The following is a 26,949-nucleotide window of genomic DNA, read 5'->3' on the forward strand; positions in this document are numbered from 1 at the left end:
GTTGTTTTTTTTAATTTTTTTATTGGTTAGCCAATAAATGAATGTTTCTATTGTGGAAAAAATATTTTTTTTAAAAAAAGATGGTTTTCTGTCAGTAGGAGATGTTTGTTAAATACTTACTGATAGTTAATAAATATAAAAAACTATTGCTAGAATTTATCTAAGGGATTGATAAGGGTGTTAGTGATGCCACTTCAGGTCTACAAGGGATTTACATTAATTGAAGTGATGATTGTGATATTCATCATTTCGATTGTTATGTCTATAGCGCTTCCAAGATTGCAAGGGGTATCGAATTCAATAAATTTTGACTCAATTCAGCGTTCCTTGATTTCCAGTTTGTTTTTTGCCAGGGCTGAAGCGATGAAACAGGGTGGTAATGTAACAGTTTGTCCATCTAATGACAGTGCAACATGTTTGGCCACTTCTAACTCATGGAATGACGGATGGATAATTTTTTTGGATGTTGATGCTAATGGTGTTTTAGATGCAGGAGCTGATCAGCTGATTAAAGTGGTAACAATTCCAAGAGTGGCCAATTTGACATGGACTGGTACTAGAAGTATTACGTTTCGGGGAGAGGGTGATGTTTTGGCAGGTGCTCAGGGAAATCTGAGAATTTGTGATATTAACGGAGATATAAGCATTGTCAGAGGTATTGCTGTAAATATTTCAGGACGGGTGGCTGAAAATAATGCGGTAACTTGTCCATGACTTTTTTAAAGATTAGCAAGGATCATGGTTTTACATTAATTGAAGTCTTAATTGCAGTATTGATTCTGGCGTCTGGCATGCTTGGTATTTCAGCCATTCAATCAAGGAGTTTGTCTTACGGACAAATTGCTTACTTTAATAATACAGCCAATGCCTTAGGTTATGATATGCTGGATCGAATTAAAGCTAACCGAGTTGTTTCTGTGGATGGGGCAGGTTACACGGTAGCTATAGGGTCTATACCTACTGCTTATCCTAACGACTGTGTTATTGGAACTTGCACTCCTGCTGAGTTGGCAAGTTATGATGTTAATCAGTGGAAGTTCATTGTTAATCGTCAGTTACCAAATGGCGATGGTTCAATAACATTTACTGATACTCCTGAAGGAAGATCATATACTATTACCATATTTTTTGATGATATTAAGGGAGCTACCTCTTCTAGGAGATCTATTGTTTTGCAGGGGGGAGTGTGAATAGTAACTATCGTAATGGGTTTACTTTGATTGAATTGATAATTTCAATGCTCATTAGTTTGTTTATAATTACGGTGGCTATACGACTCTTTACATCATCAAGCTTGTCCGATCAGTTAAATTACCAGTTCGGTCTTATGCAGGAATCTGGAAGGATCGCGCTATATTCGATTTCAAATGACATTCGCCAGGCTGGATACACAGGATGTAGTGATGATTTTGATACATCGAATGTAATGAATAACAGGGATGCCTTAGATCGTTGGATTATCACTGAAGAAAAAATTCAGGGTATCAGTCAAGCTGATGTTGTCAATATGGTTGATGCAAATTCGGCATCAGAAGGAATCATTATATTTAAGTTGTCTCCTGATGTTGTATTCAATGTATCCAATCACGATGTCACTACTGGAATAGTAACTTTTGATGTAGGTTGGGGGACTGCGGCCGCAGCAAACTTTCCTGTTGGTTTTGTCAGGCAGGACTGTCAACAAGTCAGCTTGGTTTATACAACCGCTACTACTGGTAATACTCTTTCTTATACAACAGGTGGTTCAGCACAGTTCAGTAATTGCTCAGTGGCTTTAAGGGGCAACTTTAAATGTTATGATGGCTCTGTTTCTGGAGGAACAATCTCTTTTAATCCTGGTTCAATGAGGCCTCTCGATTCAGTTGTTTATTTTATCAAGCCTGATCCCGCGAATGGAGTGAGTACTTTATATAGAAAATCTCTGGTAGATGCCAATGCTCTTCCTGTTGTTGGCGGGATTGAAAGTATGACAATTTATTACGGCATGGATACCAATGGAAATGGCTCTGTTAATCGATTTATTCGTGCTGGCGACAGAACCTTTCGACACGATGACTGGCAGCAAGTTACGGCAATCAGAGTTCATCTTCTAACCAGAAGTAATAGTGCATTGGTGCCATCTCCTAGAGACTATTTTTTTGATGGTTCGACGGTTACACCAACCGATCGTTTTTTAAGAAGAGAGTATGTGATGACGATTGATGTACGGAACTAAAGGTGCGAAGAATGAATTTGAAGTACGAACAAGGAACCGCACTTGTCTATACAATGATATTTATGACATTGATGATTATGGCTGGGTTAGCATCTGTACAGTTTTCAAGTCTGGAGCAGCGTACTTCTTCTAATTTCAGAACAAAGCAAGCCACTTTTTTTGCTGCTGAAACCATCTTGCTTGAGGCAGAGCAGTGCATTCGTGAGAATACGGCCTGTTCAGATGTCTCTCTATTTGATAATAACTGCACCAATGGCCTTTGTTTTAATGGCAGTGATAGAACCAGTACTGTCAGTTGTAGGTCAGGAAATCAGCGTCCATGGGAACTAGCCGCTATTTGGACTGATAATACAAGACATATAACTGCTACGAGTGTAAGTGGGGCTTTAGCAGGTCGCTATATAATTGAGTTTTTGTGTTACGTGCCAAGAAATCCTACAGGTGTAACACCAAGTCCGGCGAATCCAGGGGATTGGTCAAGAATTTATCGGATAACTGCACTGTCTGTTATGGCAAATGATGGTGCAAGAGTAATGTTACAATCAACTTATAAATGGTGAGTATAACTATGGATCGGTTTAGAGATGTCACCTTAATTAAGGTATGCACTTATCTTGGGATAAATTCACCAATGTTTAAGTGTGTTGTTGCAAGTATTTTATCGTTATTCAGATTCAGAGAGGTTAATTGTTTTAAGAAACAGTTCCTACTGATGTTATTACTGATGAGTCAGCAGCCAGTATTTGGGAATGTATCCATATATTCTTCAAGCCCCAGTCAGGGAACGACAAGCTCTCCTCCCTTGATTCTTTTTGCCATGTCATTTGATCACGAGCTTTTTAAAAAAGCATACAGTGATTATTCAGATGTCGATGGTGATGGGGGAATGGATGTCGTCTATGACAATAGCATTGATTACTATGGGTATTTTGAACCTAACTGGTGTTATAACTACGGCAGTGGACGATTTCAGCCGGTTTCAGCGGCAACAGGCGCAAATTCACATTTCTGCACAACCCCTGCAGCGCCATGGAGTGGTAACTTTTTGAACTGGGCTTCCATGACGCGAATGGACCTGATTCGAAAGGTACTCTATGGAGGAAAGCGGTCAACGGACACGCCAACTCAGACGGTTCTTGAACGTGCTGAAATCCCCTTTGACTTCCATGCATTCGGTAAAATCTACAATGGACCTGATGTTAACAGGTTGACCCCCTACACCTCAGGAGCAATCACCCTTTGTAACTTGAGTGATAGAGCAAATGGTGCTCCATTACTGCGAGTTCGGACTTCTGCAGATGCCACATGGGGAGCACTAAGAGGGCGACGATGCGAAGGGGCATCGGTTGCTGATTTTAACGTCCGTGTTGAAGCCTGTCATGCCACACTCAGTTCCAGTGGTTGTGTACAGTATGGCTCTGTCAGAAAGCCTATAGGCCTCATTCAACAATACCATGATCAGGTGGAGTTTGGTCTGGTTTCAGGGAGTTTTGCCAGGAATACCGGCGGAGGCGTATTAAGGAAGAATATATCATTTGCAACCGATGAATTTGATCAGGGTAACGGTCGCTTTATCAATAACTCCGGCATGATATCCACAATTGATGCTTTTCGTGTTTCTGAATATAACTACTCAGGAGAGCGCTATAATTGCAATGGTTCCAGTCCCGTAAGTTGCCGGGACTGGGGGAATCCTATTTCTGAGATATATCTTGAAGCGCTGCGTTATATTTCGGGGAGAAGTAGCCCGTCCAGTGACTATTCGGTGACCTCTAGTAGTGATCTGAATTTACCAACTCCCACATGGCAGGACCCATATACCACAACAAATCGCTGTGCCAACTGCGCAATTATCGTTCTTTCGACTGGGCAAAATTCTTATGATGGTGATAATTACTCCAATATCGGGGATCTGTTAAGTGGTGGATTGACCCAATTAAATCAATTAACGGATCAGGTTGGAAATAACGAGCCAGGTTTAACGTTTCCTGGAAACTTTCTGGTAGGCAGTAATGGCAGTGCTGGAATTACTCAGTGTGAGGCCAAAAATTTAACGGGTCTTTCCCAGGCTCGAGGTGTTTGCCCGGAAGTGCCTCAATATCAGGGAAGTTATTATGTTGCAGGTCTGGCATCTTATGCCAAAAACAATGATCTTCGTACAGACCTTGATGGCACTCAAAATGTTGTAACATATGGTGTGGAACTGGCACAGACTGTTCCCACATTGTCATTTGCCGTACCGGATGGTGCTGGAAACACAAATGTTGTTGGCTTTTCTCCGATTTGTCAGACCATATCATTCAATCGAGGAGCTTTGGATGAAACGGGCTATTACCCCTGTCGGTTCCTTGATGTGGATGTTCAGAGCTTTTCTTATAATGCTTCAGGCCTTTTAGAAAGTATCGTATTACAAATGGGGTGGGCTGATGAAACGTTTGGGGGAGACGGGGACACAGATATTACCGCAACATACAGTGTAACGATTCAAAATAATAACCTGAGAGTGCGCCTGCATGACCCAATTTGGAGAGGTGCAAATGCATTTCGATTAGCATATTCGATTTCGGGCGTACGTGATCATAGTGGTATGGTGTTGGATGCAGATTATAACGGTACTTATGCCAGTGTGGGGGGGGGCAATACTGCGTATGATGATGGAGACAGTGAGTCTGCATTAATTATCAGAACTTCTGCTAATGCAACAGGTTCTCCTTTCCAATGTAACGGAGGAAACGATTGTGCGGAAGTAACACCTGACGATGTAACCAAAAACTTTACCCCAAACAATAACCTTGCCAATGTATTGCCAAAGCCTTTGCTTATGGCGGCAAAATATGGTGGTTTTACCGACTTAGACAGCGATGGTACACCTAAGCATGATGCTGACAGGGACGGTACGCCAGATGACTCAAGGGAGTGGGATAACAAAAATAATCTCACGGGCTCCCTCGGTGCCGATGGTATTCCGGACAATTACTTTTTTTCAAATAACCCAGCTCTGCTTGAGGAACAGCTTTCAAGGATTTTAAAGGACATTGCCAGCAGGATCTCTGCAGCCTCAAATGTTGCCTTGGTCTCCAACAGCGCAAGTGGTGTGGGTACTGCTGTCCAGGCGCTGTTCAGACCCAAGGTGAAAATAAATAATGTTGAAATTGGGTGGGTAGGACTTTTAAACAGCTTGTTTATTGACGCATCAGGAAATCTTCGTGAAGACACGAATGGCAATGATGCGCTTGATGATTTCAGTACTGACTTTGCCGTTAATCTCTTCTTTGATGCCTCAGTCAACCAGACTCTTGTGCAAAGGTACTCATCAACAGATGGAGGAAAAACGCTGGTGCCTCAGGGAAGTACGGTCAGTCTGGACGATTTAAAGCCAGTATGGAGCGCTCATGAAGAGCTGATGGATTTGACAAATGTACTATGGCAGAGGACATATTCAGATCCATCAAATATGGGCAGGTACATGTTTACATGGATCGATAGCAATAATGATGGTGTTGTTGGAGCGAGTGAAGAACAGCCGCTGATTACCTCGACATTTGGTGGTGGTAATGAGGGTTTTCTGGGAGTTTCTTCAGGTACCGTTGATCCATTAATAAAATATATCCGTGGTGAGGATCAACCCGGATATCGCTCACGCTCTGTTGATTATGACAATGATGGGAGTCTGGATGTATGGCGGTTAGGCGATATCATTCATTCAAACCCATTATCGGTTTCAAAGCCGTCAGGCTTTTATGAAGATGGACGATCCTTCAATCCTAATGACGCAACCTTTTTAGAGTTCATTGAGCACTACAAAAATCGGAGACAGGTTATTTATGTTGGAGGTAATGATGGCCTTATTCATGCGTTTAATGCTGGGTTCTGGGATGAAACCAATCAGCTTTTTGCTTTAAGTAAAAGCTCAGAGACCAGTCATCGTTTAGGTGGAGAGATATGGGCTTATGCACCAATGAACCTTCTGCCTCACTTGCAATGGTTAACTGACCCGTCTTACCCCCATGTTTATTATATGGATGGTCAGCCACTTATTTTTGATGCGAATATTTTCCCAGACGATGCGGATCATCCTAAGGGGTGGGGAACGGTATTGGTAATGGGTATGGGACTTGGTGGTGGGCCAATAGACGTATCCATCGGGGGAAGTACGGTAACCCGACGTTCTGCGTATGTTGTGATGGATATTACCAACCCTGAAAAACCACCCAAAGTTCTAGCCGAAATTACCCATCCTGATATGGGCTTTACCACCATGAGACCAGAGCTTATCCAGAGGAGGCTTCCTGATAGCTCTGGAGATTACAGCCGCCCACAAACCAATGAATGGTATTTAGTGTTTGGTTCTGGGCCTAGAGGAAGTGGTTCAACTGGAATTAGAAATGCTCTCGATAATGCCACCAGTGATCAGAGCCTGAAAGTATTTGTTTATAACCTGAAGACTAATCAGTTTTTAAGCGGCTTTAATCCTTATGATACTGGCTTGGCAAACTCTTATTCTGGTGACATGTCTGTAGTTGACTGGGATAATAACAATTATGATGATGCAGTCTATTTTGGCAGTGTACAAACGTCGACGCTCAGTGGACAGTTGATGAGAATTAACATTGAAGATCCATCACCGAATAACTGGACGGTTAATACCTTTCTTGATATTGGCAGGCCAATTACTTCAAAGCCCCTGGCAATCACAAATAATGATAATGAGCGTTGGGTTTTTTCTGGAACAGGGCGTGAGCTGATAAGAAGTGATAGTCTGGATACATCCCAGGAGTATTTCTTTGGCGTTAAAGAACCCCAAAATTCATCTGGGTTTACTTTTGGGCAAGTGTTGAAAAGTGACTTGATTGATACCTCGGATATTGAGGTCCTTGCAAATGGAGACTTTTCATCAACATTTACCATAAGCCCTGGTGTAACCGTAGATAACTTTACTGCCTTAAGGAATGGAATTAAGAATGAAGCTGGTTGGATTAATTTATTTGAACATGATGGAAGTAATCCAAGTAATAAAAGTCTTAGTTCTCCAGTCAGTACATTCGCCCTACTGCTCTTTACGGAATATCAACCTCCTGCCGATCAATGTCAGGTTGATGGAAGTAGCTTTCTAAGAGCCCAGCATTATCAGACAGGAACTGCTATTCCTGCAAATATTCAGAGGGTGTTAACAGTAGGAACTATTACAGATTCAAGTATATCAGTGAAAAGAATTGCTTTAGGTGCTGGTATGGCTCCAGCCCCTATAATTTACCGATCTGGTGATGGACAAACCAGTGTTATTGTTCAGGGGGAAGCCGGTAACATCTCTAGTACGAGTTTAGAGTACAGTATTTCTGATCCAGGCCGTCAATCTTGGAGACAAATTCATAATATTCCACGGTGATGAGATGGGGAAAATAGATAAGGGTTTTACCTTGATTGAGCTTATTATTGTTGTTGCAATTATTGCTGTTCTATCAGCAATTGCAGTGCCTGCATACCAATCATATGTGCAAGATAGCAGACGGTCAGATGCTTATGTAGCGCTTACCGCTGCTGCAGCCGAACAGGAAAGGTTTTATATATACGATAATAGGTATAGTACCGATATTAATGATTTGGGAGGAAGTGCATCTCCAGAGGGACATTATGCAATTACACTGACGGCGACAGACAGTACATTTACGTTGACGGCAACAGCAGTAAATACAAGTACTCAGTTTCTGGATACGAATTGCAGAACATTAACATTAGATAATGTTGGTAGACGAGGTAGTACAAACTCAAACGGGGCAACTTCTACGGGGTGTTGGTAACTTTATTTGTAACTATTCAGCACCCTTCATATAAATCTGGAATTTTCTGATTTTTCGACCATCATCTTATACTCAATTTTTCTAACAAATCTCCAGTATGGAACCAGACTTCCCAGCTACTCCGTTTACCGAAGCTCTCCTTAAAGAGAATGAAGAGCTTCGGACCGAGAATGCGCTTTTACGGGAACGTTGCAGCGAACTGGAAGAAAGGGTTAATAAAAACAGTCAAAACAGTAGTAAGCCACCATCGTCAGATGGTTATCAAAAGCCCAGTAAAAAAGGGAGTGATAAAGGTGATACATCTTCCAAAGAAGCCCCCTGCTCCTCACAGGAAACACCGAACCCCAAAAGCCTTAGACCATCTTCAGGCAATAAACCAGGTGGCCAGAAAGGTCATCAAGGCTCTTGTTTGAGACGTGTCGCCTTACCCGATTATGTCAGGCATCTGAAGGTTGAAAAATGTTGCTGTTGCCAGTCTTCGCTTATCGATATTAAACCCACCAAATACATTGAGCGACAGGTTTTTGATCCAGGTAGACCCGGAGAATTTGAAGTTACCGCGTACTGGGCAGACGTTAAAGTATGTCCTTGTGGTAAACGGAACACCGCTGAGTTTCCCCAAGGAGTGAAAGCCGCTGCTCAATACGGAGAAGTGACTCAGGCAATGGCTGTTCATTTAAACCAGTATCACTTCATCCCATATCACCGGGTGTCTGAGTATTTCAATACTATTTATTGCATGAGTGTCAGCGCAGGCTCTGTTGCCAATTTTGTTGCCTATACCCATGAGAACCTGGCCTCTACTGAGCAGAGTATCCGCGATGCTTTACAAGAAAGTCCGGTTGCAGGAGCGGATGAAACTGGCATGCGGGTTGACGGTTCACTGTGGTGGTTACACATTATGCGAGATGACCAATGGACGCTTTACTACCTCTCAGAAAGGCGAGGTTGTGAAGCAATGGATGCAATGGGCATCCTGCTGACTTTTGCAGGCATTCTGGTTCACGATCATTGGAAGTCCTACTTTGCCTATGCGGCAGTGCATGTGCTTTGTAATGCCCATCATCTGAGAGAGCTTCAGGGAGTTGTCGATAGGGATGCGAATAAGCTGGCTCTGCGGCTGATGAAATTGCTTACGCTCTCCTGGCACTTCTGCAAGAAATACAAAGCAGCCGGTCTGACTCAAATGCCTGGTGCAATACAGCTTCGCATTGAGACGATATACGACCAAATCCTTCAAAGGGCTCTCACGAAGGAAACCGCTTATATGGAAAAACAACGACAGGTGCTTGGACGTAAGAAGGTCAGGAATACCAAGGCCTACAACCTGTTCAAAAGGCTTATTGAGTTTAAGGTTGAAACGTTGCGCTTCATGTCGGACTTTTCAATTCCCTTCGATAACAATGGCAGTGAACGTGATGCCAGGATGGCCAAACTTAAGCAGAAGATCTCAGGCTGCTTCAGAAGCGAAGACGGAGGTACCATGTTTACCCGAATCCGAAGCTATTTATCATCTGCTAAAAAGCAGGGGTTGAACATATTTCAGGCGCTTCTTAAAGCGGTTCGAAATTACAACAATACGCCTTTGCTGGGTGCTGAATAGTTACCTTTATTTTATTGATTTTAATACAAAATGGTATTTTTCTAATCAATTAATTCACTCCGTTGGTGCTAATCGCCCCTCTCTATTTGTTAAAAATAGAAACTTTCTTTTTATTTAATTTCAGAAGGCATAGTCGATAACTTATCCTGAGATAAGGGAGAGATTTTTTGTCCATGGCATCGGGTGTTAGGGATACAATCCGTTTTTTGATTATTGATTCATCCCCTGGGGAGGCAGAGTCATTTCTGAATGTGTTTCGTGAGTCTGGCTATTCAACCCGTGCAAGCCTTATTAACTCTCTGGATGATTTGACTTCCGCTATGTCTGGGCATCAGCATTGGGATTTGCTGTTAATGACAGAGCCTCCAGTACCATTAAACTTTTCTCAAATATTTGATTATATTAATAAAAAAGATGTGGATCTGCCGGGAATTATCTTGTTGCCACCAGATAATGAAACCGATCACCTTTCCTTAATGAAGATGGGGGCCCGTGCAGTTATTCCATTGGGGAGTGATGACTACCTGCTTGCTGTTGCACAGAAGGAACTGGAAGATCTAAAGATAAGGCGTCATCACAGGCGGATGAGTGTTGCACTGCATGAATCAGAAAAGCAGCGACGGCTCTTACTGGATGACCAGGTTGATGCGGTGGTATACGTTAATGGTGGTCGCATTCAATACGCCAACTCGGCATTTTTGAAGCTACTGGGGCTTCCTGAAGAAGAGTCTCTGGATGGAAAGTTGTTCAAAGATTTAATCAGTACCAATGATCAGCAGGATGTTGAGGAATTTCTGCTCGGTATAGAAGAGAGTGGACAGGCTCTGGCTGTCATTCAATGCCCGCTGGTTGCCCAGAACGGTTCTGAAGTACCAACTAGGGCGGTAATCTCTCCGACTTCATTTAATGGAGAATTTACGCTTAGCCTGCAAATTAAATTCAATGAGCAGGAAGCAGGACAGGGTGGTACAGATAAAACCATTGAAAAATCTGCACCGGACAGTGAAACGGGTCTTTTAGATCGAAAGCAGTTTGATCAGGAGTTGGATGTTGCTATTCAGAGGGCTGTTTCAGGTAAGGGGAAAGCCACTCTGTGCTGTATTCATATAGAAACGCTGAAAGCGATTCACGACCAGCACGGTAAAGAGGTTAGTCATAAGCTGCTGAAGGCAGTTGCCTCTAAAATAACTGCTGGCCTGGGAGGAATTCATCCGGTGTCCAGCGTAGGTGGTGGTAATTTTGCAGCCCTGCTCCGAGAGGGTGAAGAGCAGGAGGTTAAGGCATTAACTGATAAGCTCCTGACCACGGTGACTGGAGAACATGTTGTCATTGATCAGCATTTGTTGTCAGTTAAATTATCAATAGGAGCTGTTACTCTCAGTGATACCACTAATGATGCTAAAACACTGATGGTTCAAAGTCGTCAGGCTACTGTGCTGGCACAAAAAGAAGGTGGTAATCAATTGTGCTTTTACCAGAAGCGCAAGATAAGCTCAGTTCGTTCTGTTGAAAAACAGCTTGCTGGTATGGTCAGTCAGGCACTTAGAAATAAAAAATTCAGATTGAGTTACCAGCCAGTTATCTCCCTTGCTGGCTCCTCCGCAGAATATTACGAAGTTTCTTTTGTTATGACAGATGCCCAGGGGAGAGATCATGAGGCATCGACTTTCAGGCCCAAACTGGAAAAGATCAATCTGTGGAATAAGTTGGATCGATGGCAGCTTATTGAAGCCAGTAAGGCTTTGATGGCAAAGCGAAAGGAGGGAAGTGATACTCGTTTGCTGATGCACGTTGGCGGGTTTTCAGCAACGGATGATACATTCCTGCCCTGGATGAAGGTAGCCCTTAAAGCCGCAGGGATTCCTGCCAGCGCTGTTGCTATTGAACTGAGCGAACAGAATTTAGCCCGTTACTCAGAGGTAATACCTGGTTTTTTCAGGTCCCTGAAAGATATGGGCTGTCAGACGGTAGTCAGCGAGTTTGGTTGCAGTTTGAACCCATTGGAAGCCATTGCTCACCTGGATGTTGACTTGGTAAAGCTTGATGAATCTTTTACTGAAGAACTCACCGATAGTGATAATGTCGAAGAGCTTCAAAAAATGATTAAAGCCCTTAATGAGGCAGGCACCCAAATAATTGTTCCCGGTATTGAGACTGCAGAAGAGATGACCCCCATATGGCAGTTTGGGGCTCACTTCATTCAAGGTAATTATATGCAGCCGGCAACTGAACGTATGGACTTTGACTTCGGCTCAGACGGTTAACCTTGCCTTTCCTGGAATTTATATCGCCTTATTCAGTTCACTTTATCCCTCCTCTTATATATGGCTTAATGGCCTTCATTTTGTATTTCAATTTACAGACGCTATTACATTCAAGACAATACCGCCCCTTGAGGTGATAGATGTTTTCTAAAAAGGGATAGACAGGTATTTCCATGTCAGCAAAGCTCAATATGGTCATGGCCCAGCTGAATCTGGTGGTGGGCGACATTGACGGGAACACGACCCGTGTCATTGAGGCTGCCGAGCAGGCCCGGGATCAGCTGGATGCGGATGTTGTTGTCTTTCCGGAGCTGACCCTTTGTGGTTATCCGCCAGAAGATCTGCTGTTGCGGCCCAGTCTGATTGTGCGGGTAGAACAGGCTCTGAGTCGACTCAGAGTGGTTAAGGGGATTGACTTGATTATCGGTGTCCCTCTGATGGGGTCACACGGTCTTGAAAATCAGGCATTGGTGATGCGTGATGGTGAGATTCTCACCCGCTACGGGAAACAGCATCTGCCCAATTATCAGGTGTTTGATGAAAAACGTTATTTTGTTAAAGGTCAGGACACGGCTATTTATTGCTGCAAAGGCGTGAATATTGCACTTTTGATCTGTGAGGATCTCTGGTACCAGGGGCCGGTTCGCCGAGCTAAAGAAGCGGGAGCCGATCTGGTTATCAGTCTGAATGCATCACCCTTCCATATGAACAAGCAGTCTCTGCGTCAGCAGGTGGTCAGAGAGCGCTGTCTGGAGTCAGGTCTTCCCGTCCTGTATACCAACCTGGTGGGGGGGCAGGATGAACTGGTGTTTGACGGGGGCTCCTTTGCGATGAATGGCGATGGTGAAGTGGCTTTTGGGGCAACGTATTTTACCGAAGAGCTTTTCTGCGTTTCCTTTGATAAAGGCTCCATGGCTTTTGACCAGGGAGAGGTTGCTGAAATCCCTGGAGTTTGCTCAAGGGTTTATGATGCTCTGGTGACTGGCGTCAGGGACTATGTCAATAAGAATGGTTTTAAAGGTATCGTGCTGGGGCTGTCTGGAGGCATTGATTCTGCTTTAACCTTGGCCGTGGCAACTGATGCGCTGGGTAAAGACCGGGTTCAGGCGGTCATGATGCCCTATCGTTATACATCCGATATGAGCCTTGAGGACGCGGCAGAAGAAGCGAAAATTCTGGGCGTTGAATATAAGATTTTGCCGATTGAACCCATGTTTGATGCCTTTATGGACACTCTGAACACTGAGTTTGCCGGTTATGGTCGGGATACGACGGAAGAAAACCTTCAGTCGAGGTGCCGGGGTGTCATGCTGATGGCGATCTCCAATAAGAAGGGGTATCTGGTTCTGACCACGGGAAATAAAAGTGAAATGGCGGTGGGTTACGCCACACTGTACGGTGACATGGCCGGTGGTTTTGATGTCCTGAAAGATGTACCGAAAACGCTGGTGTTTAAACTGTCTGAGTACCGTAATACCCGTGGCTATGTGATTCCCCAGAGAGTGATCGATCGTCCGCCCTCCGCTGAACTTGCCCCGGATCAGGTGGATGAAGACAGCCTGCCACCGTACGATGAGCTGGATCGTATTCTTGAGCTCTATATCGAGCAGGATCAGAGTGCCGAGTTCATTGTGAAGGAAGGTTTCGACCGGGATACGGTCTATCGCGTTCTGAGGCTGGTGGATATCAATGAGTACAAACGTCGGCAGGCAGCGATTGGTGTCAGAATTACACCGAGAGGGTTTGGTCGGGATCGTCGCTATCCGATCACCAATGGGTGGAGACCTGGCGTTTAACTAACTGTTGGCTACCGAGGAACCTGAGCCTCAAGTGAGGCTCAGGTAATACTGATGCAGTTTGTCCAATGACTGGTGTAGCTGGGCCATAGAACTACTGTTATCAACGATATCATCCGCCATGGAAATCCTCTGTTCTCGTTTCATCTGAGTATTGAGGATTTGTCGGGTCTGTTCCTCTGTCATCTGATCCCGTGCCATCGTGCGGGATAGCTGGATACTCTCTGGCACATCCACGACAAGCACACGGTCTACCAGTTCATGCTGACTGGTTTCCAGCATCAGCGGAGAAACCAGCACAGCATAATGGGATTCAGCATGAGTCAGCTCAAGGATAATCTGATCCCGGATGAGAGGGTGTAGCAGACCTTCCAGCCACTTTCGTTCATCAGCATCATCAAAGATGATGGTTCTCAGCTTTCTACGGTCAAGGCTGCCGTCGACCAGAATCTCCGAACCATAACGCTGCTCAATTTCAGCCAGAGCCGGTTTTCCTGGTTCAACTACCACGCGGGAAGCGATATCTGCATCAACAATACGAATTCCTTTGCCGGCAAAAAAATCGGTCACTGCCGTCTTGCCACTGCCAATACCGCCCGTGACACCGACAGTGAATGGGCGTTTTTGTTGAGAGAGTGGTTGATGAGGATGCTGTGAAGATTCAGTTGTCATCAGTTCAATCCCGAAAAGCTCAGGTAAGCCTCAATCAACTTATCGCCCCACACCAGGGCAATAAAGCCAGCAATGGCCAGATAAGGGCCAAAGGGAATCGGGTTGGATCGTTCCTGACGTTTGGTAACGATCAACAGTATCGCAGCAATGGTGCCAACCAGTGAAGAGAGCAGAATGATCAGGGGCAGCTTCATCCAGCCCAGCCAGGCTCCCAGTGCCGCCAGCAGTTTAAAGTCGCCATAGCCCATGCCTTCCTTACCAGTAAGCAGTTTGAATACCCAGTAAACACTCCAGAGGGACAGATAGCCGGCAACCGCTCCCCATAGCGCCTGTTCAAGCGTGACGACAAGGCCAAAGCTGTTGACAATCAGGCCAGCCCAGAGAAGAGGTAGGGTAATATCGTCAGGCAGCAGTTGTGTATCGTAGTCGATCATGGTCAGGGCCAGCAGTGACCAGCCAAAAAGGCACAAGATCAGGGTGTGTAATGTAACGCCATAGGTAAGGCCAATCATCACCGTCATGACGGCACTGAGAATCTCGATGGCTGGGTAGCGGAGCGAAATTGGGGTTTTACAGGCCGAGCATTTCCCCCTCAGGAATAGATAACTGATGACTGGAATATTCTCCCAGGCACGGATTTTATGCTGACAGGCAGGGCAGGTGGATACAGGCACGACAAGGTTATAGGCAGGCAGTGGTTCGGGTTCCTTTTCGGGGTGCAAGATGGCCTCGCTCTGTTGCTGCCACTGCCTTTCCATCATAATGGGCAATCGGTGAATCACCACATTGAGAAAACTACCGACAATCAATCCAAAGATGGTCAGCACAAAGGCCAGGTAAGGGGTTGAGGTCTCAATAAGTTCTATAATCGGCGACATTCACACAGTTCCCTGATGGTTATCAGTATGGCTGGCCAGTCCTCCCTGACCAGTACCTGATATTTTAATAGTCCAATATTGGCATGACTGTTTCTGTAATCAAACCTTTGAAGCCTAAGGAAAATAAATACTGAACTGCAAACTGGGATCTGTCGCCCAAATTTGTCTGAACAATAATTCCGTTAAGCTCCGACTACTTACTTCTGCTCATAATCAATGTTGCCAAAGTCGAAGCCGTTGAGTTGCATAAAATCCTGACGAAGTCCCTGGTAGTCAACAAGCTCTTTGAAATTTTCAGGTGTCATTTCTGCCAGTAACTGATTGACCTGCAGCTGAACATCATCACGAAGCTCCCAATCATCCATACGGATCATTCGCTCTGAGTCCAGGGTTGGGCCTGCCGGGGCGTATAACTGGGTGGCAAAAAGTCGGCACATCTGTTCAATGCAGCCTTCATGTAGCCCCATTTCCTTGGTGACTTTGAACAGAGCCATAACGTAAGGCGACAGGCCGGGGATAAATACGCTGGCTTTGGTGACCAGTGCTTTGCAGACGGCCACCCAGGCATCACCGCCCAATGGCTTTAACCATTCATGCATCATTTCTGCATGGTATTGCAGATCTTTTTTCGCGTGGCCCAGGGTGCCCTTATGATAGATGGCCTGTGTCGATTCCGGGCCAACGTAGGAATACGCGACGGTTTTAAAACCATCTGCCAGCATTTCGTGATGGTTGAGCAGCTCAATCCAGTCTGCCCAGTCTTCACCACCCATCACCTTAATAGTACTGTCAATCTCCTGAAGTGATGCAGGCTCAAGCGTTATTGCTTCAAGTTGTTCCTTTTCGATATTCAGTGTCAGCCCGGTGTAGGGTGCCCCCACGGGTTTGATTGCTGAGCGGATAAGATTACCGTTATCTTGATCGGGACGAACGCCGGTTGCCAGGCTGTAAACCACAAGATCTACCTTGCCACCAAAGTCGCTTCTTATGGTGTTGAGAACCTGTTCCCGCATGGAGGGCGAGAACGCATCTCCCACCAGGTTTTTTGCGTAAAGGCCATGGGCTTCAGCAATCTCCCTGAAATAAAGGTTGTTGTACCATCCTGCACTTCCTGGTCGGTGCTCAGAAGGCCCCCGTTCAAAAGAGACGCCCAGCGTATCAGCGCCAGCGCCAAACGCGGCTTCAATACGCGAAGCCAGACCAAACCCGGAAGACGCTCCAAGTACCAGAACACGTTTTGGGCCATTGTTCAGTTTTGGCTGGGAACTAATATAGTCAACCTGTCGTTGAACCGCTTCTTTACAGCCGAGAGGGAAACAGTTAAGTGCCACAACATTCTTTACTTCGGGTGTTATGATCATTGGAGAATGAGCTTGTAACTTAATGAAATCAGGGCGATAGAATATCGGGGATTACGGTAGTTTTCCATAATCTGGGTGTAGTTGCAGAGGAGGGGAAGACGGCTTGTCTACCTACTTGGAAAGACTCTTGATAATGTTCTCTACTCTAGATGATAAAATCTGCGATTCTCAACCCAACATCCAGTATTTTACCTGTTACATCGAGTGCTCTGTCTAGGGTACTTGTTTCAGAGTTGCTGTTTATCGGTTGTCCAGGTTTGCCGGCTGCTAGGTCTGCAACGTTGTCTGCAGCGCTGAAAAGAGAAGAAAAGTTTCCTTCAAGGGAAAGAGAATTTTTACTGTTATCACACTTGCAGCCATTAAATAGCTGGGCGATATCAGAACTCTCATTCGTTTTTCCTATTTGCCCAGAAGGTTGGTTCTGGCCAGGAACTGGGTTAATGGATGGTCCTGTAATAGAAGTCATACTTGTATCCCCGGATTTTGCAGGTTGGGGCGTGGTGACTGGCCAAGTTCCTGTTCTTCTTCCTGCATCTCTTTTGCCAGATTATCTGCCAGCTCAACATAGTTGAAAATCAAGTTTTCGAAGTTGCCGTCACTCAGACTATCCAGCGACTGTCCCAGCATCAGGTGAATGCCTCTGGCTTCGTTATCAATACAGAACTAGGCTCCGCGAAGTTTTTCCGGGTGGCTGTTCAGTGCCAGAAGTTGAAGAGCCCTACCTGTTCGGATGGCTGGATCTGAAGGGAGTCTGGCCATCATCCTGTGGAGTAAGAGAAGGTCACTTTTTTCCGGAAGTTCAAGCACAATCTTCTCATCATCATTACTGTCAACCAGTGTGCAGCTATTGTTTTCCAAAGGAAAATCGAGTCCAGTAAGATCGCGCAAGTGCTGAATCAGTTGCTCAAACCGGGCTTGGGGGTCATTCATTGTTATATCTCCAGCGGTATAGGTTTAACTTCGGCATCTGCTGATTATTTTTTATTAATGAATTATTTTTTCTGGTCTTTTTGATTTTTAGTCTCAAATTGTTGGTGTTGAGCTGGGCAGGAGTGCCTGCTCCAAGGTCAGGAAAATCAGAAGCAGGATAATGATTAGGGTGCTGGGGGAAAATGAGTTAGCCCTTGATATTGACGATTTTTTGAAGTGTATGTACAGCCTCGATCAGATCGTCCACGGTAAAGGCTTTTTTAGCGTCTTTACGCGTTATCCTAGCGTGCATGACCTTCATGCCACTCCTTTTCCACAAAACTATGGTGACAGTTAATAGCCTCTTTGATCAGGGTAAAGGGTTTAAATTCCACAACCAATATCTACAACTACAGTTGAAGGGATCACTGCATCTACCTTAGCGATGACAGAGCCGACCGTTGCGACAGTGCCGAGATGAATATCCGGCATACCCGCTATTTACCTGTGGATAAATGGAAGACCGGTCTCTTTACGCATTTGCTCCAGAGCCAGGGGTTCAATGTCATCGGTCGAGATTTTAATGGGGCTTTGGTTATGGTTGCCTTTCAGGTCGATGATTATGAGCATGGAACGCAAATGGGTTGTATTGGTCTGTTAAATGGTTAGGTAACTAAAAAAAGAGGACTTGATGTATAGTTTAGATGCTGTTTTTCCTAACTTTACAGTACGCCCGGATGATGATCTTCAATCCAAAATGTCTCCTGAGTCTTTTGACGTGATGCAATCCTTAACTCCTATATTCGGTGGTCATCCTATAGATACTTTTCCACTTGACAGAGAGTTTCTAGTACACCCTTATGAGGGAGGGACTTATAGCCCATTACATTTTGTGGAGAATGGATCGCAGTTCAAGCGAGTTCTTGGGGATTATTACATACAGAGCTGTAGAATCCCCAAAGGGCGCAATCTATTCAGCAATCATTGCCATCAAGGCATTGACTACTTTGATTCTTCGACAGATCTTCAGAATCAACGAAAAAGAGTTACAGGTAATCTTCATTGCCCTGTTGCTATTGACTCTGTATATGGGCAAGAAAGATTGGAGTGTACACCACAAAAACAAGAAGTTTTGAGTTTACATCAAGCATTCGTATCGTTAGATAAACTGGATGAAATTGCTCTGTTATTAATGGATGGGTTTAGAAAGCCTTTTACTGAGAAACAAATAGATTTTATTTCTTCTGTTCCTGAGATTGTATTCAGCGTGCTTGATGTGTTTCGACAGGAAGAGCTTGCTTGTGGAGAAATACAAGAGTGTGATCCAAAACTATTGGAGGTTGGTTTAGGAAGAAAAGGGCGTATTCTGAAAAAGTTTTCAAGGCAGACCCTGGTGAATACTAAACCGGAAGTTTTTCACAAACTGGGAATTAGAATTAGTGTTGCTGCTGAAAAGCTAAGAGCAATGGTTCTGCAACGGACTGTAACAAAGCCCTCAACATAAGTTGAGGGCCTTCGGCACATCAGTTACTAATGGGGACAGGTAACTGAATCAGAAGCCGAGGGAAGCACCCAGTACCAGGGCGTTGTTGGCGTCGTCAGCCTGATTGCGCCACTCAACGTAGGGTTGAACGCCGGCTTTGGTCCAGGTTGCACGAACCTCGTGGTCCATTACCTTGGCATCCCACATATATACGTTGTTGTACTTCAGCTGAACTGGCTGGCTCTGCATCTGGTAGCTGATGGCATTGTCAGTACGTACATCATCTTCGGCACCAGCAGCATTGGTCTGGTCCAGGTGCCAGCGGGTACGGTTACTGATGGCTACGCCATTGTCAAAGTTGTAACCAATTTTCACCAGTGGACGTGCCTGGATAAAGTCACCGTCGTGCAGCAGGTGGTGGTAACCAGCGGCAACCCACAGGTTGTCAGTCAGGCTGTAAGCCTGTTCAACACCCAGAGTGATGTAAGGGCTGCTGGACTTGCCTTCAACAGCATTGCCAATCTGGATGCCATCAAACTCAGTCAGCACGGTCAGGCCGCCACGCTCTGTGGTGTCGAAAGTGTGGCCTGCTTCCAGAGTGGAAGTCATGCTGGAACCGTGAATATCTTTACTGTGGCTCTGTACGTTACCAGTTACATAACTGCCGCCAGCGAAAGCCATTGCAGAAGAAGTAGCCAGAACTGTCCCTAGGAGAACGCGCTTCATTGAGTGCTCCGAATTTCTATATTATGTGGGACCATCATTCTGATTGAAGTTTTTTTTAGCAATAACTGTGGGATGCTCGTAATAACGGGCTGGTTTTTAATGGTTTATTCTTGTGTAAATTGATATGTACGCCTTATTTTTTGCTCATTTATTGTGCTGATGTATGTGTCTAAAGTTGCTTTCCATAATAAAAATATTTTTCATCGAAAAATAATAAATAGGGTGTGTCGGATGTTGTAGATATACGTCTATTTTACATCTAGTAGATATCAGCATACATGGCGCTATTATTGGTGGGCGGCCACTCCCAGGAATAATTATTGCGATGATTTTTTCTCAAAAAACTTAACCACAGATTCTGTGGATAAGATTGTGAGTCTTGTGAGGAAAACCAGAGAGACTACCGGTAGTCTTGTTTCATCCTGATGTTGGTTGTTTTTTGATCAGTGGCGTTTTTCTGCACTACAGCAATGGAATGCATTGTTGAGGCAGAGATCCTTTCTCAAAGAGTATTCTCCATCAGCGCTTCCTATAGTAAGCTCTGCTCAAACAACGAAGGCTGGGTGGAAGATCCCGCCCGCTAATAACTACAAAGTGACCTGTAAAAGGGGAATGACCAACATGAGACGGATAGCTGCTGCATTCGCAATGCTGTTGCCCATGATTGCTTTCGCACAAAACTATTCCATTGGTACTGGTGGACAAAGTGGTATTTACTATCCCTTTGGTGGTGCACTTGCCAAAGTCTGGTCGGACGAAGTGAATAGCATCAATGTAAAAGCCGAGGTGACTGCCGCTTCAGTTGAAAACACGATCAAGGTTGTCCGTGGCGATATGCTGGCCGGCATTGCCATGGGAAATGTGGTAATGGATGCTTATCAGGGGGAGGGTAAATTTCCTTCTAAAATGCCGGTAAAAGTGTTGTTTGCGCTCTATCCAAACCTTGTTCATCCCATGACACTGCAAAACTCTGATATTCAGGCACTGGATGACCTGAAAGGTAAGCGCGTTTCCCTGGGAGCGCCAGGCTCAGGCACTGCCGTCACCTCGGCGGCATTGTTGAAAACGCTGGGGATTAATCCTGAAAAGGATATCAATGCCGTATACCTCAATTACTCTGAAACCACCAATGCGCTGGCCAACGGTCAGATTGATGCTGGCTTTATTGTTGGTGGACAGGGTGTTGGCGCGGTTACCCAGATCGCTTTAACTCATAAGCTGCGTGTTATTCCAGTCTCTCAGGAAGAAAGGCAGGCATTTATCGCCGAGTATCCCGCCTACAGTGAGTACACCATTCCTGAAGGTATCTATAACAATGTACCAGCCACTGACACGCTGAGTATCTGGAACGTGCTGGTGGTGCGGGCAGATATGGCGGATGACATGGCTTTTGAATTGACCCGGGCTGCCTATGAAAACATGGATGAAGTCCGGAAGGTCGTAAAAGTAGCTGAAGCCACCATCCCGGCTAATGCCAAGCAGTTGGCTGGAGTTCCTCTTCATCCAGGTGCAGAGAAGTATCTGAACAGCATTCAATAATTATTATTCAGTACTGAAGAGTAGCGACAGCCGGTTTGCTATCGCTACCCCTACCCCTCTTCAAAATCTGTTGGACGAATTCTATGAGCAGGCTTAATCAGGGACAGGGCTATTTGTTGCTGGCCCTTGCAGTGATGTTGTCAGTTTTTCAGATCTGGCAGGGTGTGACCTCAACCATTTCTGCAACGTACTTTAGGCCTGCTCACCTGACCTGGGTGATGGTGCTGATTTTCCTTCACTATCCGCTGATTAAAGACGCCAGGAATGAACAAAAAGGCACCCCGATTATAGTGGCTGGTCGACTCGTGGATCTTGGGTTGTGTGCACTGGCCGTGTTTGCCGGATACCAGATCATCCAGTTCGACTATAACGATATTAACTACCTTCTGTTTGGCCTGGCCAAACTGGATTTGATGGCTGGTGCTGTTTTTGCGCTTTTATTGTTAGAAGCCTGTCGACGCACTGTAGGCTGGGTCATGGTGATTATTGCAGTCATATTTTTGGCTTACAGTGCATTTGGCGATCTGCTTCCGGGAACGCTTGCAACCAAGGCTTACACGCTTCAGGAATTGGTACAGTTCCAGATTTTCTCCAGTAACGGTATTTTTGGTTCAGCGCTGGGCATAGCGGCCACAACCGTTTTTATCTTTGTATTGTTCGGTGCTTTTCTGGAAGTTACGGGGGCCGGTAAGTTCTTTATTGATCTGGCCTTTGCCATTGCCGGCAAATATCGAGGTGGACCTGCGAAAGCGGCTGTCATTGCATCTGCCGGGCTGGGCTCAATCTCTGGATCTGCCATTGCCAATACGGTAACCACCGGGTCAATCACCATCCCAATGATGAAGAGGCTGGGTTACAAACCAGAGCAGGCGGCAGGTATTGAAGCGGCAGCTTCTACGGGTGGGCAGATTATGCCGCCCATCATGGGCGCGGGTGCTTTTGTGATGGCACAGTTTACCGGTGTGCCCTACAGCGACATTATGATTGCCTCCATTGTTCCGGCATTGCTTTATTTCTTCTGTACACTGCTTTATGTGCATATCATGGCCTGTAAGTTGGATTTACAAACGGTCAGTCGTACAGAAGCCGTTCTTAAGGTGATGAAACAGGGGGCTCATTTCTTGATACCCCTTGTGCTGATTACTACATTGCTAATGATGGGGTACTCCCCCTTACTGGTTGGTGTTGCTGGCTGTGCAGCCATATTGGTCACTGCCGCTTTACGAAAACACAGTCGTGTCAGTATTCCGAAGGTCATTGAAGGTATGAAGGCGGGGGCATTGCTGGCGCTTCCTATCTCTGTAGCCTGTGGTGCCGCCGGTATTATTGTTGGTGTCGTTGGGCAGACTGGAATTGGACTGCAGTTTACCCAGTTTGTTATGGCACTTTCCGGTGGTTATCTGTTTACCGCTTTATTGCTGATCAGCCTTGTTGCACTGATTCTTGGTATGGGGTTGCCGGTTACTGCCGCGTATATCGTGCTTGCCGTTATCGCTGTACCTCTACTCGGTGATTTTGGTTTGCCACTGTTAACCTCTCATCTGATTATTTTCTGGTTGTCGCAAACCTCGAACGTAACACCTCCTATTGCGCTTGCTGCATTTGCAGGAGCCGGAGTGGCCAATGCCAACCCGATGAAAGCCTCGGTTGAGGCATTTAAGCTGGCAGCGGGCTTGTTTGTCATTCCAATTATGATGGCCTATACCGGGCTGATTAATACCACCGGGGATCTGTTCGGGCTCGCTATAGCAACCCTGCAAACGGTTGCCATTATTATGGCGATGGCAATGACCATTGAAGGTTATCTGCTGAGGAGGCTTTACGTATGGGAGCGGCTGATGTCTCTGGCCAGTCTGCCTGTACTGCTATTTAATCCATATGGAGGTGCATTGCTGGGAGCATTAGTCGTTATGGTATTGGTTGCCCTGCAATGGCGAATGGGGGCAAAGCAAAGCCCGCAGACTACTGGCTAGCCCTGATAGCAGAAGTTGGGGGGATAGCTTTGTCCATCCCCCTGATCTTTGAACAGTTGGCCGTAAAAAATAATGAATAATAAAGTAACTGATGAACTTCAAAATCAATTGAGGGAATTGCTGGATAAAGAGTCAATACGGGAGTTGGTTCAGGCATACTGTAATGCTGCTGACCGTCACGACCATGCAAAAATGCGCTCGCTTTACCATGAAGACGCCATTGATGATCATGGTGCTTTTTTCCATGGGCCTGCCATGGACTTCATTGACAAACTGCCTGACATTCAGGCACCGATGAGAATACTCCATCACAATGTCACGACCCATAATATCAAATTGGATGGTCACAAGGCTGAGGGTGAGGTGTATGTGCTTGCTTTTCATCAGGCCGAGGGCGAACAGGGTTTGTTCGATGTGTTAATTGGTGGTCGATATTTGGATAAGTATGAAAAACGCGATGGTCTCTGGAAGTTCTCCTATCGCGCTGTATTAGCGGACTGGGTGAATATTCAGGATCAGACTGTTGTTAACCTGGAACATCCATTTATTGCTGGTTCCAATATCGGCAAGCCGGGGCTGGATGACCCTTCTTATGAATTTTTCAAGATGTTTCGACGAGGAAGGCGCTGAACGCAGCCTTTATCTGTTATCGAGCTGGAAGAGAAGGAACTTCTAAAGGGGGGAGGGTTGCCTCCCCCTCTGAGTATCTGAGGATTAAACAACGGAACCCATCTGGAAAATTGGCAAGTACATAGCAACAATCAAGCCACCAACAAGCACGCCCAACACTGACATAATGATGGGTTCCATAAGGCTGGTCAGGCCATCAACCATATTATCGACTTCATCTTCGTAAAAAGTGGCCACTTTCTCAAGCATCTCATCCAAGGCACCAGACTCTTCACCGATTGATACCATCTGGACTGCCATGGCCGGGAAAATTCCAGAGCTTTTCATGGCAAACTGCAATTGCTGCCCGGTAGAGACATCTTCTTTAATTTTCTGGGTTGCTTCTGCATATACTACGTTACCAGCGGCACCTGCTACAGAATCAAGAGCATCTACCAACGGAACGCCTGCAGCAAATGTAGTGGCCAATGTTCTACCAAATCGGGCCACGGCAGATTTATCCAGTATTTCCCCTATGATAGGCAGCTTTAAAACCAGACGGTCCACTGCGTCTCTGGCAGCTTTAGAAGATTTCAGTGTTCGTTTGGCCAGGAAGCCAAAAGTGACAAGTCCTCCCAGGGCAAAATACCAGTAATTCTGGACGGCCTCTGAAATATTGATGACAATCTGTGTAAATGCGGGTAGCTCAGCACCAAAACCTGCAAAAACCTCCTCAAATTGTGGAACCACCTTAACCAGCAAGATGATCGTCACAATCATGGCTACGCACACTACCGCAATGGGGTAGTTCATTGCTTTTTTGATTTTGGCCTTTAATGCTTCAGTTTTTTCTTTGTAGGTAGCTATGCGATCAAGCAGTGTCTCCAGTGCACCGGACTGTTCTCCAGAAGCGACAAGGCTGCAGTACAGGTCATCAAAGTAATCCGGGTGTTTCTTTAGTGAATCAGCAAATGTACTTCCGCCGGCTACTTCATTCTTAATTTTGCCGACAAGGTCTCGCATTGACTCTTTTTCAATCCCTTCAGCGGTAATATCAAAAGCATTAAGGAGGGGAACGCCAGCTTTCATCATGGTGGCCATTTGCCGGGTAAATAGGGCAATATCCAATGGTTTTATCTTACCGCCCCCTCCCAGGCCAAGAGAGGGAGGCTTCTTTCCAACCTTTGTGGCTACGATACCTTGTTTTCTGAGTTCAGCTTTAACCAGCGCAATACTGGAGCTTTGCATTTCACCTTTAGTCTTTCGGCCGGATTTGTCTTTCCCCTGCCAGACAAAAGTGACTATTTTAGTTGGTTTTGCGGCCATATTATGCGCGATCCATAGCTGTTCTGCTGATTGGCAGATTATAAGTTCACTTACCTCAAGTTTATATCAGAGGGGGCAGAAATTCTGGTAATCCTCTGAAAATGAGAACTGATTACTGTTTGTTTCGGTCAATTTCAGATGGCCATTAACCGAATACCTCGGTTCGTTCAAAAGTGTCCACGTTAATGGCGGTCAGGCTTTTACCCCAGACGCAGCCGGTATCAATAGCGTGTATATTGTCGTGGCCACTGATGCCCTCAAGGGCAGCCCAGTGGCCAAAAATAATCTGCTCCCTATAGCAAGGGCTCTCCGGGAAGCTGAACCAGGGAGCGTAGCCGCTTTCAGGCGTAGACCCCTTACTTTCAAGATCCAGCATGCCATGGGCATTACAGAAGCGCATCTGGGTAAAGTAGGAGGCGGTGAGCCGTAGTTTTTTCTTAAGTTTGAGGTCATTGTCCCATGGTTGGGGTTTGGCGTTTTTGAAAATCTTTCTCAGCCATTTTATGTGGTCTTCAGAGCGCAGTGCCTGTTCCAGTTCTCGAGCCTGTTCAATAGCTTGTTCAATGGTCCAGATTGGAGGGATGCCAGCATGAACCATGGTGACTCCGCGCTGATCATCGTGGTGTAGCATCGGGCGAAAGCGGAGCCAGTTAAGCAGTTCATCGGCGTCAGGTGCTGTGAGCAGTTCAGTCAGGGTGTCTTTGCCTTTCTGCTTGCGAATACCACAAGCCACGGCCAGAAGGTGAAGGTCGTGATTCCCGAGAACGGCTATGCAGCTGTTGCCAAGACTTTTCAGGTATCGCAGTGTTTCCAGAGATTTTGGGCCGCGATTGACCATATCACCCGCAACCCAGAGGACATCGTGGTCAGGGTCAAACTTGAGTTTGTCTAGCAGGCGACGCAGAGGGTCATAACAACCCTGGATGTCCCCAACTGCATAAGTGGCCATTGAATTTTCCTGAGGGCCCCTGATAATGGGGCTATTAACTTCATCTATCGATTAAATAGTCGGCAATTCGAACAAAATCGGCAAGAGTTAGCACTTCTGGTCGGGCAGCAGGATCAATAGCTAATGCTTCAAGTTCTTCCGCTTTGAGGTGTTGCTTAAGTGTATTACGGATCGTTTTGCGTCGTTGGCTGAAAGCATCCCGTACAATCAGTTCCAGTTTCTGGATGTCTTTGCAGGGGTGGGGAAGTTCATGATATGGGGTCATTCGCACAATGGCTGAGTCGACTTTGGGAGCAGGCTTGAATGCTCCGGGGCCAACAGTAAAGAGGTAATCTATCTTGCAGTAATACTGAGCCATGATGCCCAGTCGACCGTAATGTTTTTCCCCCGGTGCGGCAGCCAGGCGCTGAACCACTTCTTTCTGCAGCATGAAATGCATATCCTGAATCATGCTTTCAAAACTCAGCAGGTGGAAAATGAGTGGGGTTGAAATGTTATAGGGCAGGTTGCCAATGATTCGCAGAGGGCGCTCATCCGTTTTCAGGCTGGCAAAATCAAATTTCAGCGCATCGGCTTCGTGAATATGAAAGTTTGGGTTCAGGCCAAAGCGCAGGAGCAGGGTAGGAATCAGATCCCTGTCCAGCTCGACAACATCCAGTCCACCGGCACGCTCAAGAATGTCAGCTGTCAGGGCTCCCTGGCCGGGACCAATCTCAACCAGATGCTCACCCTGTTTTGGGTTGATCGATGCAACGATCTCTCCGATTACACCGTGATCGTGAAGAAAGTTCTGGCCGAAACGTTTGCGGGCCTTATGATAAGGAACGGCTGTCTGAGGCATGAGGAGT

25 protein-coding genes are annotated in these 26,949 nt (G+C 45.7%); 14 read left to right on the plus strand and 11 right to left on the minus strand.

Annotation, left to right across the window (positions count from 1 at the left end):
• The first annotated feature begins 186 nt into the window (after positions 1 to 186).
• The 9 genes from ACOCLE_RS00700 (at position 187) to ACOCLE_RS00740 (ending at position 13,676) form a co-directional block, all read left to right on the plus strand.
• Complete coding sequence (locus ACOCLE_RS00700; RefSeq protein ID WP_419537273.1) at positions 187 to 714, plus strand: GspH/FimT family pseudopilin; 528 nt, start codon at positions 187 to 189, stop codon at positions 712 to 714.
• Positions 711 to 1,190 carry a type IV pilus modification protein PilV gene (gene pilV, locus ACOCLE_RS00705; protein ID WP_419535096.1) on the plus strand — a complete coding sequence of 160 codons (480 nt, stop codon included), beginning with the start codon at positions 711 to 713 and terminating at the stop codon, positions 1,188 to 1,190. Before ACOCLE_RS00700 ends, pilV begins: the two co-directional genes overlap by 4 nt.
• Entirely contained in the window at positions 1,187 to 2,215 is a 1,029-nt protein-coding gene (locus tag ACOCLE_RS00710; protein ID WP_419535097.1) for a PilW family protein, read from the plus strand. The genes pilV and ACOCLE_RS00710 overlap by 4 nt, the downstream gene beginning before the upstream one ends.
• An 11-nt stretch (positions 2,216 to 2,226) precedes the next feature.
• Entirely contained in the window at positions 2,227 to 2,775 is a 549-nt protein-coding gene (locus ACOCLE_RS00715) for a pilus assembly PilX family protein (protein ID WP_419535098.1), read from the plus strand.
• Between the two features lie 152 nt (positions 2,776 to 2,927).
• On the plus strand, positions 2,928 to 7,601 hold the full coding sequence (locus tag ACOCLE_RS00720; RefSeq protein WP_419535099.1) for a pilus assembly protein: 4,674 nt from the start codon (positions 2,928 to 2,930) through the stop codon (positions 7,599 to 7,601).
• A gap of 4 nt (positions 7,602 to 7,605) precedes the next feature.
• Complete coding sequence (locus tag ACOCLE_RS00725; protein ID WP_419535100.1) at positions 7,606 to 8,013, plus strand: type IV pilin protein; 408 nt, start codon at positions 7,606 to 7,608, stop codon at positions 8,011 to 8,013.
• A 97-nt stretch (positions 8,014 to 8,110) separates the two neighbouring features.
• Positions 8,111 to 9,616: an IS66 family transposase gene (tnpC, locus tag ACOCLE_RS00730; RefSeq protein WP_419532963.1), complete on the plus strand. Its 1,506-nt coding sequence runs from the start codon at positions 8,111 to 8,113 to the stop codon at positions 9,614 to 9,616.
• A gap of 173 nt (positions 9,617 to 9,789) precedes the next feature.
• Positions 9,790 to 11,880: an EAL domain-containing protein gene (locus ACOCLE_RS00735; protein ID WP_419535101.1), complete on the plus strand. Its 2,091-nt coding sequence runs from the start codon at positions 9,790 to 9,792 to the stop codon at positions 11,878 to 11,880.
• Positions 11,881 to 12,053: 173 nt separating this feature from the next.
• Complete coding sequence (locus tag ACOCLE_RS00740) at positions 12,054 to 13,676, plus strand: NAD+ synthase (RefSeq protein WP_419535102.1); 1,623 nt, start codon at positions 12,054 to 12,056, stop codon at positions 13,674 to 13,676.
• Between the two features lie 30 nt (positions 13,677 to 13,706).
• Here the strand turns inward: ACOCLE_RS00740 and coaE are convergent, their stop codons facing one another.
• The 7 genes from coaE to ACOCLE_RS00775 all read right to left on the minus strand — a co-directional run bounded on the left by coaE (position 13,707) and on the right by ACOCLE_RS00775 (position 17,988).
• Entirely contained in the window at positions 13,707 to 14,348 is a 642-nt protein-coding gene (gene coaE / locus ACOCLE_RS00745; protein WP_419535103.1) for a dephospho-CoA kinase, read from the minus strand.
• A complete protein-coding gene (locus tag ACOCLE_RS00750; protein ID WP_419535104.1) occupies positions 14,348 to 15,226 on the minus strand; it encodes a prepilin peptidase in 879 nt (292 codons plus the stop codon). The genes coaE and ACOCLE_RS00750 overlap by 1 nt, the downstream gene beginning before the upstream one ends.
• A gap of 197 nt (positions 15,227 to 15,423) precedes the next feature.
• Positions 15,424 to 16,557 (minus strand): enoyl-ACP reductase FabV, encoded by a 1,134-nt coding sequence (fabV, locus tag ACOCLE_RS00755; RefSeq protein ID WP_419535105.1) that lies wholly within the window; start codon positions 16,555 to 16,557, stop codon positions 15,424 to 15,426.
• Positions 16,558 to 16,732: 175 nt separating this feature from the next.
• Positions 16,733 to 17,053, minus strand: coding sequence for a hypothetical protein (locus tag ACOCLE_RS00760; protein ID WP_419535106.1), 321 nt, complete (start codon positions 17,051 to 17,053; stop codon positions 16,733 to 16,735).
• Positions 17,050 to 17,214 (minus strand): hypothetical protein, encoded by a 165-nt coding sequence (locus ACOCLE_RS00765; protein ID WP_419535107.1) that lies wholly within the window; start codon positions 17,212 to 17,214, stop codon positions 17,050 to 17,052. Before ACOCLE_RS00765 ends, ACOCLE_RS00760 begins: the two co-directional genes overlap by 4 nt.
• 36 nt (positions 17,215 to 17,250) lie before the next feature.
• Positions 17,251 to 17,517: a CesT family type III secretion system chaperone gene (locus tag ACOCLE_RS00770; RefSeq protein ID WP_419535108.1), complete on the minus strand. Its 267-nt coding sequence runs from the start codon at positions 17,515 to 17,517 to the stop codon at positions 17,251 to 17,253.
• A 363-nt stretch (positions 17,518 to 17,880) separates the two neighbouring features.
• Positions 17,881 to 17,988 carry an RtcB family protein gene (locus ACOCLE_RS00775; RefSeq protein ID WP_419535109.1) on the minus strand — a complete coding sequence of 36 codons (108 nt, stop codon included), beginning with the start codon at positions 17,986 to 17,988 and terminating at the stop codon, positions 17,881 to 17,883.
• Here ACOCLE_RS00775 and ACOCLE_RS00780 point away from each other — a divergent pair.
• Complete coding sequence (locus ACOCLE_RS00780; RefSeq protein ID WP_419537284.1) at positions 17,974 to 18,165, plus strand: hypothetical protein; 192 nt, start codon at positions 17,974 to 17,976, stop codon at positions 18,163 to 18,165. The genes ACOCLE_RS00775 and ACOCLE_RS00780 overlap by 15 nt on opposite strands.
• A gap of 22 nt (positions 18,166 to 18,187) precedes the next feature.
• Positions 18,188 to 19,000, plus strand: coding sequence for a hypothetical protein (locus ACOCLE_RS00785; protein ID WP_419535110.1), 813 nt, complete (start codon positions 18,188 to 18,190; stop codon positions 18,998 to 19,000).
• A 48-nt stretch (positions 19,001 to 19,048) separates the two neighbouring features.
• Here the strand turns inward: ACOCLE_RS00785 and ACOCLE_RS00790 are convergent, their stop codons facing one another.
• A complete protein-coding gene (locus ACOCLE_RS00790; RefSeq protein WP_066017716.1) occupies positions 19,049 to 19,705 on the minus strand; it encodes a porin in 657 nt (218 codons plus the stop codon).
• Positions 19,706 to 20,326: 621 nt separating this feature from the next.
• On the opposite strand from ACOCLE_RS00790, the gene ACOCLE_RS00795 reads away from it, so the two are divergent.
• The 3 genes from ACOCLE_RS00795 to ACOCLE_RS00805 all read left to right on the plus strand — a co-directional run bounded on the left by ACOCLE_RS00795 (position 20,327) and on the right by ACOCLE_RS00805 (position 23,847).
• Complete coding sequence (locus ACOCLE_RS00795; RefSeq protein ID WP_419535111.1) at positions 20,327 to 21,244, plus strand: TAXI family TRAP transporter solute-binding subunit; 918 nt, start codon at positions 20,327 to 20,329, stop codon at positions 21,242 to 21,244.
• A gap of 83 nt (positions 21,245 to 21,327) precedes the next feature.
• Positions 21,328 to 23,217 (plus strand): TRAP transporter permease, encoded by a 1,890-nt coding sequence (locus ACOCLE_RS00800; protein WP_419535112.1) that lies wholly within the window; start codon positions 21,328 to 21,330, stop codon positions 23,215 to 23,217.
• A gap of 72 nt (positions 23,218 to 23,289) precedes the next feature.
• A complete protein-coding gene (locus ACOCLE_RS00805) occupies positions 23,290 to 23,847 on the plus strand; it encodes a nuclear transport factor 2 family protein (protein WP_419535113.1) in 558 nt (185 codons plus the stop codon).
• A gap of 84 nt (positions 23,848 to 23,931) precedes the next feature.
• Here the strand turns inward: ACOCLE_RS00805 and ACOCLE_RS00810 are convergent, their stop codons facing one another.
• From ACOCLE_RS00810 to rsmA, 3 genes are all read right to left on the minus strand, one after another.
• A complete protein-coding gene (locus ACOCLE_RS00810) occupies positions 23,932 to 25,152 on the minus strand; it encodes a type II secretion system F family protein (RefSeq protein WP_419535114.1) in 1,221 nt (406 codons plus the stop codon).
• 145 nt (positions 25,153 to 25,297) lie between these two features.
• Positions 25,298 to 26,101, minus strand: a complete 804-nt coding sequence (locus ACOCLE_RS00815; protein WP_419535115.1) for a symmetrical bis(5'-nucleosyl)-tetraphosphatase — start codon at positions 26,099 to 26,101, stop codon at positions 25,298 to 25,300.
• A 40-nt stretch (positions 26,102 to 26,141) separates the two neighbouring features.
• Complete coding sequence (rsmA, locus tag ACOCLE_RS00820) at positions 26,142 to 26,942, minus strand: 16S rRNA (adenine(1518)-N(6)/adenine(1519)-N(6))-dimethyltransferase RsmA (protein ID WP_419535116.1); 801 nt, start codon at positions 26,940 to 26,942, stop codon at positions 26,142 to 26,144.
• Between the last annotated feature and the right edge of the window lie 7 nt (positions 26,943 to 26,949).

The organism is Endozoicomonas sp. (genome assembly GCF_965196975.1).
GTDB lineage: Bacteria > Pseudomonadota > Gammaproteobacteria > Pseudomonadales > Endozoicomonadaceae > Endozoicomonas.